We start from the raw sequence: 9,563 nt of genomic DNA, 5'->3' as shown, positions 1-9,563 counted from the left end.
GTTAGCTGCTGCCAGTCATCGACGTTCATCCCCCACGCCAGCCGCGCGCGGTTCAGTTCATCGCCTGGCAACGTCTGGGTCTGCTCATCATTGATACTTTGCAGCAGGTTCTCCAGACGACGTAAATAGAGATAGGCTGCGCGCAGTTGTTCCGCGTCGGTGTCTGACAGCAGGTGCAACGCATTGATGGCGCTGAGCGTGGGTAACAGCGAGCGGGATTGCAATGACGGCTCGCGCCCACCGCGAATAAGCTGGAATACCTGCACGATAAATTCGATTTCACGAATACCGCCCGCGCCCAACTTAATGTTGTCTTTCAGACCACGGCGGCGCACTTCGCGGGCAATCATTCCTTTCATGTTACGCAGAGACTGGATCACACTGAAATCAATATAGCGGCGGAAAACAAAAGGCCGCAGCATAGCGCGAAGCTCACTGACGTAGGTACCGTCGCAATCGCCCATAATGCGGGCCTTGACCATCGCATAGCGTTCCCAGTCGCGCCCTTGTTCCTGGTAATAATCCTCCAGCGCGGAGAAGCTCAGCACCAGCGGGCCGCTGTCGCCAAACGGGCGTAAACGCATATCTACCCGATAGACAAATCCATCCATTGTGGGCTGATCCAGCACTTTGATGAGCCGCTGGCCCATACGGGTAAAGAACTGGGCGTTATCCAGCTCGCGACGTCCGCCCTGCGTACTACCGTGCTCCGGCCAGGCAAAAATCAGATCGATATCAGAGGAAAAATTCAGTTCGCCGCCGCCCAGTTTCCCCATACCTAAAATCAGCAGCGGTTGCGCAACACCTTGTGGATTACAGGGCGTACCCCATTCACGACAGCAGGCGGCGTATAACCAGTCACGCGCGGCGACGATCAGCGTTTCAGCCAAATGGCTTAGCTGCTGTAAGATACTCTCTTCCGTCACCAGCGACAGCGTCTGCGCCCAGGCGATACGCACCATGATGCGACGGCGAAACAGGCGCAGCTCACGCATCAGCGTGTTTTCATCGCTAACGTCGACCAATGCTTGCTGTAACCAATCAGCATAGTGTTGCCATTCATCCGCCCCGGGTGGCGTGCTTTCCAGTTCGACCAGCCATTCGGGATGGGCAATAATGCTGTCGCGAAAAAAATCACTGAATGTAAGCACTGACTTCGCCTGAATACTAAGCGAGGACTCAGATATTGCTGCTGGCAGCCGCTCAACAACGGTCGGCCAGTACTGCTGTAACGGTGAAGAGAGCTGCTTCATTTATGGATTATCCTTTGAATAGTACCGGGCAGCGGCATGTTGCCTTATCCAGCCTGCATGACGCTTCCGCCCATCGCGTAGGCCTGATAAGCGCAGCGCCATCAGGCATCCCGGCCTCACCCTGATTATCGTTTTCCGCTGTGCAGCCAGAACGGTTCCAAAGCAATCGCCTCGTTGCGGAAGTGTTCAATTTCAATGTATTGGTTAGCCGCAATGGCGTGACGTAAACCCTGCCAGGTGGCGATCCATTCCGATGCGACATTTTCGTCGTAGTATCCCGCCAGCATCAGCATGCTATCAATATTGCGCGTCAGGCGCGGAAGTTGATCGGCGTACTGATCGCCCAGCGGCTGAGCAAAAGCTGTTTTCAGTTCAGCGGCATGGCGCGAGAGATGGGTATCTGAGAAACGCTTAAAGGAGTCGGCTATTTTACCCTGCGCCTTCGCATCAAGGAACGGCTGCCACCCTTTGGTCACCAGCCATTCGGTCAGCGCCAGCTTGGCCATCGCCGTTTGCGTGCTGTAAACCGCGGAAACGGCAGAAACGTCAGACGCAATGATCGCTTCCGACTGGGTCAGCAAATCACGTAAGTGAGCACTCGCTTTTCGCGGCACATTACCGCCAAACAGCATCAGAATGTGACGCACCAGGCCCATCGCAGCCAGCACCTCGGCTTTCGCCCCTTTGACGCCGCGCACCCACAGCTCTTCATGGTACTGCCACTGTGATAATGCCAGCTCCAGCGCCGCTTCCAGCCCTTGCTCAATACTCGCTTTTGCCGGAACCTTCAAAATGCGCGTCGGTTTGAGTTCACGCGGTGCATTCCCCTGAGCCAGATGATAGCCGCGCGCCGCTTTACTCAGGCTGCCCTGGCGTAAACCGGTTTGCGATACCAGCTGGTTTGCCAGCTTCAATACTGCTCGGGTATCGCCGCTTAACAGCTCCAGTTCAAGCTCACAGATAGGTTCAGCCAACTCGCCCGCTTTCACTTCCCCGAGATCGAGGGCCATTTCAATGCGGCTACCGTCGATATCAAGGTGCCATTTCTCACGGTAAAAATCGGTGCTGAAGAGCGGCTGTACCTGAGAGGCAAGTTCAGCGGGCAGTTCGCCATCAGGCCAGACTTCCGTTGGAAACAGGGAGAGATCCAACTCTGGCGCGTTCAGCGCAACGTTAAACTCCGGCCGCTGATGCAGGCCAACCGTCACTCGTCCGGCAATTTTCATGGTCATTTCGTAATGACCGTTCTCACCGCGAATACGCAGCCCCATATCGTGACCACGCAGCCACGCATCGGGCGTTTCGTAGTAGATATTCAGCAACTGGCTGGGCGCATGATGCTCTCCCCCCAGCGTATTCAGACGTTCACGTAGCGCATCTACAGCGTCACTATTGACGATAAATTTTAATTCGATTTCCTGGGCCATGGTCTTGTACTTATGGGTTATGTCACAGTTGAGAAAACTGACTGCGAACTAAGCTCGTTCTTTATGGTCAGTAGATAGTATTTTGCGCCAAATTGCCATGCAACGAGCAATTTGACGGGCGTAAAAGTTTCGAGTGGTGGCAAAAAGGACACAGATGATTCCGATTGATGTCGAATGCTTTGCGTAGAGACACTGATGCCACTACTATCGTTCCACTTTCTATGACAATAACGACAGCCTGATGCCAAAATTACGCCTGATTGGATTAACTTTACTCGCACTTAGCGCCACTGCAGTCTCTCATGCCGAAGAAAAGCGCTATGTTTCTGACGAACTGAACACCTGGGTCCGCAGCGGTCCGGGAGATAATTATCGCCTCGTGGGTACGGTTAACGCCGGCGAGGAAGTCACGCTATTACAGACCGATGCCAACACTAACTACGCCCAGGTGAAAGACAGCACCGGACGTACCGCCTGGATCCCACTGAAAGAGCTGAACAGTACGCCGAGCCTGCGTACCCGCGTTCCCGATCTGGAAAACCAGGTTAAGACCTTGACCGATAAGCTCAATAATATCGACACCACGTGGAATCAGCGCACCGCCGATATGCAGCAAAAAGTGTCGCAAAGCGACAGCGTAATCGACGGGCTGAAACAAGAAAACCAGAAGCTGAGGAACGAGCTTATCGTGGCGCAAAAGAAGGTCAGCGCAGCCAACCTTCAGCTTGATGACAAACAGCGCACCATCATCATGCAGTGGTTTATGTACGGCGGCGGCGTGCTGGGTCTTGGTTTGTTGCTCGGCCTGGTTCTGCCACACATGATCCCCAGCCGTAAACGCAAAGATCGCTGGATGAACTGAATCGCCTTCTCCGCCACACTGACATATGATTAAGGGATCATAATTTCAAAAGGAAAGTGGCGTGAAGATTTATCTGGTCGGTGGTGCTGTTCGGGATGCGTTATTAGGGCTACCGATTAAAGATAAAGATTGGGTTGTTGTCGGGGCCACGCCGCAAGAGATGCTCGACGCGGGCTACCAGCAGGTAGGCCGCGATTTTCCCGTGTTTCTGCATCCGCAAACCCGGGAAGAGTATGCGCTGGCGCGTACCGAACGCAAATCAGGCTCGGGGTATACCGGATTCACCTGTTACGCCGCGCCGGATGTGACGCTGGAGGCCGATCTTCAGCGTCGCGATCTGACCATCAACGCAATGGCCCGCGATGACGACGGCGAGATTATCGATCCGTATAACGGACGCGACGATCTGGAAAACCGTCTGCTACGCCATGTGTCCCCCGCCTTTAGCGAAGATCCATTGCGCGTGCTGCGCGTGGCGCGCTTTGCTGCCCGCTATGCGCACCTCGGTTTTCGTATCGCTGAAGAAACCATGACGCTGATGCGCGATATGAACTCCGCAGGGGAACTGGAACACCTGACGCCAGAGCGGGTGTGGAAAGAAACAGAAGGTGCTTTAACCACCCGTAACCCACAGGTATTTTTTCAGGTCCTGCGCGACTGCGGCGCACTGCATGTCCTGTTTCCGGAAGTAGATGCCCTGTTTGGCGTTCCCGCGCCCGCGCAATGGCATCCGGAAATTGATACAGGTATTCACACGCTGATGACGCTGTCGATGGCGGCCATGTTAAGTCCGGAGGTCGACGTGCGTTTCGCCACGCTGTGCCACGATCTTGGCAAGGCATTGACGCCAAAAGCGCTGTGGCCACGCCACCACGGTCACGGTCCGGCTGGCGTGAAGCTGGTCGAGCAACTGTGCCAACGCCTGCGCGTGCCGAATGACATCCGTGATTTAGCCAAACTGGTAGCCGAGTTCCACGACCTCATTCATACCTTCCCGATCCTGCAGCCGAAAACCATCGTTAAGCTGTTTGATTCCATCGATGCCTGGCGCAAACCGCAGCGCGTGGAGCAAATCGCCCTGACCAGCGAGGCCGACGTGCGTGGGCGAACCGGTTTTGAAGCGGCGGATTATCCGCAAGGCAGGCTGTTGCGTGAAGCCTGGCAGGTTGCGCAGGCGGTACCAACGAAAGACGTCGTTGAGGCGGGATTCAAAGGTCAGGCTATTCGCGAGGAACTGACCCGGCGTCGGATCGCGGCGGTGGCCGCCTGGAAAGAACAACGTTGCCCAAAAGCATAGACAGTGCATTGCCGGATAAGCGTTAACGCCGCTATCCGGCAAGCTAGTAAAATCAGAAGAACACGACGTAAACGGCAGCCGCCACAATAAAGCGGTAAATCGCAAACGGAATAAACGAGATGCGCTTAATCAGCTGCAGGAAGGTTTTGATCGCCACCAACGCCACGATAAACGCCGTCACGAAACCAACTGCAAACATCGGAATATCTGATGCGCTGAGGAACGTCCAGCTTTTGTAGAGATCCAGCGCCGTTGCGCCCATCATCATCGGCACGGCCAGCAGGAAGGAGAATTCGGAGGCCGCGTAACGGCTTACTCCCATCAGCATACCGCCAGAAATCGTCGCCCCGGAGCGAGAAAAACCCGGCCACAGCGCCAGACACTGGAAACAGCCAATCATAAACGCCTGGCGATAGGTCATATCATCCAGACCCGGCGCACGCGGCTCTTTCGGCTTCAGGCATTCTGCGGCAATCAGCAGCACGCCCCCTACCACCAGCGCATACATCACGTTGATCGGGTTAAACAGCGATTTGATGATGTCGTGGAAAATCAGTCCCAGTACGACGGCAGGAACCATCCCCAACAGGATATGGCCCAGCGTCAGCCGACCTTTGCCAGTGCCTTCATGTGGGACCTTACCGAAGTGAATGCCAATCAGGCCAAACAGGCGTCGCCAGAACATCACCACGACCGCCAGGATAGAGCCCAACTGGATAACCACCTCAAATGTTTTTGCGGTATCACCCTCAAAACCCAGCAAGTGGCCAACAATAATCATATGGCCGGTACTGGAAACGGGTAAAAACTCCGTCAATCCTTCGACCACACCCAAAATTGCCGCCACCAGCAGCGAGTGCATATCACTCATTAATGAACCTCTAGATAGATAAACCACGGCGAAAACGAGCCGACATAAAGACCCTTTTATACCCGTTTGGTTTAGATATTATTATTTTAATTATTTTCTTTCAGATTATTGCCACGCTCAATGATAACCCCGACGTTCGCCGCACGGGCTACCGCGCCAGGTTTACTGAGTTTGATCCGCACCCATGGAGAATTAAAACGGCTCAGCAGCAGATCCGCCACCTCTTCCGCCACGCGTTCGACCAGCGCAAAGCGCCCGCCTTCCACATGATTAACAACCGTTTGAGCAATATCAGCATAGCTCAGGCAATCAGCCACATCATCGCTTTTAGCCGATTTACGGTTGTCCCACGCCATTTCGATATCGAACACCAACTGTTGTTCGATCGTTTGTTCCCAGTCGTAAACACCAATAGTGGTGATTACAGAAAGTTGCTCTATAAATACAATATCCATCACGACCTGCCTGCTTTTTGGCTAACCCGGATACCACTTCCGGCGAAATATGCGTATTATCCACAGAAGTAGCGTTTTACACGACATTTTCAAAACGGAACAGCTTATGAGTGCAATCGCGCCTGGAATGATTATCTTCGCGTACCTCTGTGGCTCAATTTCCAGTGCTATTCTGGTATGCCGCCTTGCTGGATTACCGGACCCGCGTGACAGCGGATCTGGGAATCCGGGCGCGACAAACGTATTGCGCATCGGTGGCAAAGGAGCCGCCGTCGCGGTGCTGATTTTCGACGTCCTGAAAGGTATGTTACCCGTCTGGGGTGCCTATGCGCTAGGCATTAGCCCCTTCTGGCTGGGATTGATCGCGATCGCCGCCTGTCTGGGTCACATTTGGCCGGTCTTCTTCGGCTTTAAAGGTGGGAAAGGCGTTGCCACCGCCTTTGGCGCAATTGCGCCGATTGGTTGGGATTTAACCGGCGTGATGGCCGGAACCTGGCTGCTGACCGTCTTATTAAGCGGCTATTCATCACTAGGCGCTATCGTCAGCGCGCTGATCGCCCCCTTTTACGTCTGGTGGTTCAATCCCCAGTTCACTTTCCCGGTGTCCATGCTGTCGTGCTTAATTCTGTTACGCCACCATGACAACATTCAGCGTCTGTGGCGTCGTCAGGAGCCAAAGATCTGGACCAAGCTGAAGAAAAAACGCGAAAGAGACCCAGAGTGATTTTAATGTCGGATAGCGACGCAACAGCGTCTTATCCGGCGTGGGGAATGTGATACCCCTCTACCGGTTTGCCTAATCGGTGCTGGCACCACGTCGCCAGAAACTCCACGCACACCCGAAGCTTCACGCTGCGATACAGCGGCTCCTGATAAACCGCCCAGATATTGGCGCTTTGCGCATAGTCCGGCAGCACGCGCACCAGTTCACCGCTTGCCAGAAACGGCTGCAGGTCCCATTCGGAACGCAGCATAATCCCTTTTCCCTGTAGCGCCCACTGCAACACAATCTCGCCGCTGTTAGAGGAAAGATGTCCCGCCACCTTGATCGACTTTTTCTCCTGGCCGTTATCCAGCTCCCACACCCCGTGCGTCATATCGCGTTCTTTAGTGACCAGGCAATCATGACGACTTAATTCCTGCAGCATTGTCGGCTCACCGTATTTTTGTAAATACGTCGGCGCTGCACATAATATTCTTCTATTTTTCGTTAACAAATGCGCAATATAATAATCCGGAATCTCGTCATTAATACGAATATCCAAATCGATATTATCCTGCGCCAAATCAATTTGCCGATCATAAAGTTCAAAATGCACCTGTAATTCAGGGTAGCTATGCATCAGTTCGGTAATAGCCGGTGCAATATAACTGCGCCCAAAGCCAAAGCTACAGCCGATACGAATCATCCCTGCCGGGCGTGTTTTGAGTTGCGTGACGTCATCGACCAGATGCTGATAGCCCGCAAGAATAGCCTGCGCATGTTCATAACAACGTTGACCACTCTCCGTGAGTGTCACGCCGCGCGCGGAGCGGCTTAGCAGCGTCGTCCCCAGCGTGGACTCAAGGATCTGAATGCGTTTCGTCACAAACGCGGGCGTTTGGCCCAGCGCCGCGGCGGCGGCACTGAAGCTGCCGCTATGAACAATTTCAACCAGGACCTGCAGGTCTTTCGCGAGGGGATACGTGTTCAGCATGATAGGTATATCCGTAAAGTTGTTAACCGCAGTGTAATTCCCTCATGCGTATTAAACCCTGCCTTTGCGCAATTTTTATTGCTTATCTGAACATCATTCACGATCTGTTAATTGGATATTCACAGTGGCAAATAATATAAACCCACATTTTTAGTGGTAGTTTGTGGCGGAGAATTTATTTCCAGACAAATAAAAGAACTGGAGTTAACAAGATGAGCAATCAAAATAACCAAAATGCGATAACTACGCTGACAAACATTGTCGCCGATTTTACCGCCATGATTTCTACCCGCATGCCTGACGACGTCGTAGATAAATTAAAACAGCTGCGTGAAGGCGAAACTTCACCGATGGGTAAAATCATCTACCACACCATGTTTGACAACATGCAGAAAGCTATCGACCTGAACCGTCCGGCCTGTCAGGACACCGGCGAGATTATGTTCTTTGTGAAGGTCGGCTCCCGTTTTCCGCTGCTGGGCGAACTGCAAAGCATCCTGAAACAGGCCGTTGAAGACGCCACGGTAAAAGCGCCGCTGCGCCATAACGCGGTCGAGATTTTTGACGAAGTGAATACCGGCAAAAATACCGGTACCGGTGTGCCGTGGGTCACCTGGGACATCATCCCTGATAACGACGACGCGGAAATCGAAGTCTACATGGCAGGCGGCGGTTGTACGCTGCCGGGACGTTCAAAAGTGTTAATGCCTTCTGAAGGCTACGAGGGCGTGGTGAAATTTGTCTTCGAAAATATCTCCACGTTGGCAGTCAACGCTTGTCCGCCGGTGCTGGTGGGCGTAGGTATTGCCACCTCTGTGGAAACCGCCGCCGTCCTTTCTCGTAAAGCGGTGCTACGTCCTATCGGATCACGTCATCCGAATCCAAAAGCGGCCGAACTGGAACTGCGTCTTGAAGAAGGGCTGAACCGTATGGGCATTGGCCCGCAAGGGTTGACCGGGAATAGCTCGGTGATGGGCGTGCATATCGAATCCGCCGCACGCCATCCGTCGACTATCGGCGTTGCCGTTTCTACCGGCTGCTGGGCACACCGTCGCGGCACACTGTTAGTTCATGCTGACCTCTCCTTCGAAAACCTGTCTCACACCCGGAGCGCGTTATGAAAAAGATCCTCACAACCCCGATCAAAGCCGAAGATCTGGCCGACATTCGCGTTGGCGATGTCATCTACCTGACCGGTACGCTGGTGACCTGTCGTGACGTGTGTCACCGCCGCCTGATCGAACTGAAGCGCCCGATTCCTTATGACCTGAACGGCAAAGCCATTTTCCACGCGGGGCCCATCGTACGTAAGAACGGTGAAAAATGGGAGATGGTCTCCGTTGGCCCAACCACCAGCATGCGTATGGAAGCGTTTGAGAAAGACTTTATCGAGCAGACGGGCGTCAAACTGGTGGTCGGCAAGGGCGGCATGGGACCGCTAACGGAAGCAGGCTGCAAGCAGTTTAAAGCGCTGCACGTAATCTTCCCGGCAGGCTGTGCGGTCGTGGCGGCAACCCAGGTTGAAGAGATCGAAGAGGTACACTGGACCGAACTTGGCATGCCGGAATCCCTGTGGGTATGTCGGGTTAAAGAGTTCGGCCCGCTGATCGTTTCCATCGATACCCACGGCAATAACCTGATCGCCGAAAACAAAAAGCTGTTCGCTGAACGTCGCGATCCTATCGTCGATGAAATCTGCGA

At 53.8% G+C, this 9,563-nt stretch carries 10 protein-coding genes; 5 read left to right on the top strand and 5 right to left on the bottom strand.

The annotated features are described in order from the left end of the window. On the bottom strand, nt 1-1,253 hold a 1,253-nt coding region (glnE, locus tag FDW87_RS22065; RefSeq protein ID WP_252363068.1), incomplete at its 3' end, for a bifunctional [glutamate--ammonia ligase]-adenylyl-L-tyrosine phosphorylase/[glutamate--ammonia-ligase] adenylyltransferase. A gap of 125 nt (nt 1,254-1,378) precedes the next feature. Next, nucleotides 1,379-2,680, bottom strand: a complete 1,302-nt coding sequence (locus FDW87_RS07670) for an inorganic triphosphatase (RefSeq protein WP_137379606.1) — start codon at nt 2,678-2,680, stop codon at nt 1,379-1,381. 241 nt (nt 2,681-2,921) lie between these two features. Between FDW87_RS07670 and FDW87_RS07665 the strand changes: the two genes are divergently transcribed. Next, nucleotides 2,922-3,542 carry a TIGR04211 family SH3 domain-containing protein gene (locus FDW87_RS07665; protein ID WP_016154533.1) on the top strand — a complete coding sequence of 207 codons (621 nt, stop codon included), beginning with the start codon at nt 2,922-2,924 and terminating at the stop codon, nt 3,540-3,542. 61 nt (nt 3,543-3,603) lie between these two features. Beyond that, complete coding sequence (locus FDW87_RS07660) at nt 3,604-4,839, top strand: multifunctional CCA addition/repair protein (protein ID WP_137379605.1); 1,236 nt, start codon at nt 3,604-3,606, stop codon at nt 4,837-4,839. Nucleotides 4,840-4,891: 52 nt separating this feature from the next. Here FDW87_RS07660 and bacA read toward each other — a convergent pair whose 3' ends face one another. Next, nucleotides 4,892-5,710: an undecaprenyl-diphosphate phosphatase gene (bacA, locus tag FDW87_RS07655; RefSeq protein WP_016154535.1), complete on the bottom strand. Its 819-nt coding sequence runs from the start codon at nt 5,708-5,710 to the stop codon at nt 4,892-4,894. An 86-nt stretch (nt 5,711-5,796) separates the two neighbouring features. Further along, on the bottom strand, nt 5,797-6,165 hold the full coding sequence (gene folB / locus FDW87_RS07650; protein ID WP_003828442.1) for a bifunctional dihydroneopterin aldolase/7,8-dihydroneopterin epimerase: 369 nt from the start codon (nt 6,163-6,165) through the stop codon (nt 5,797-5,799). Nucleotides 6,166-6,271: 106 nt separating this feature from the next. Here folB and plsY point away from each other — a divergent pair, with 106 nt between their 5' ends. Then, a complete protein-coding gene (gene plsY, locus FDW87_RS07645) occupies nt 6,272-6,889 on the top strand; it encodes a glycerol-3-phosphate 1-O-acyltransferase PlsY (protein ID WP_016154536.1) in 618 nt (205 codons plus the stop codon). 31 nt (nt 6,890-6,920) lie between these two features. Here the strand turns inward: plsY and FDW87_RS07640 are convergent, their stop codons facing one another. Next, nucleotides 6,921-7,862, bottom strand: a complete 942-nt coding sequence (locus tag FDW87_RS07640) for a LysR family transcriptional regulator (RefSeq protein WP_137379604.1) — start codon at nt 7,860-7,862, stop codon at nt 6,921-6,923. 212 nt (nt 7,863-8,074) lie between these two features. Here FDW87_RS07640 and ttdA point away from each other — a divergent pair, with 212 nt between their 5' ends. Then, nucleotides 8,075-8,983, top strand: coding sequence for a L(+)-tartrate dehydratase subunit alpha (gene ttdA / locus FDW87_RS07635; protein WP_137379603.1), 909 nt, complete (start codon nt 8,075-8,077; stop codon nt 8,981-8,983). Beyond that, nucleotides 8,980-9,563: L(+)-tartrate dehydratase subunit beta (ttdB, locus tag FDW87_RS07630; protein ID WP_137379617.1), on the top strand; the 584-nt coding region annotated here is incomplete at its 3' end. The genes ttdA and ttdB, both read left to right, overlap by 4 nt.

It is taken from the genome of Citrobacter sp. wls826 (assembly GCF_005281245.1).
Taxonomy (GTDB): domain Bacteria; phylum Pseudomonadota; class Gammaproteobacteria; order Enterobacterales; family Enterobacteriaceae; genus Citrobacter; species Citrobacter braakii.
This window is presented reverse-complemented; position numbering and strand designations above follow the sequence as displayed.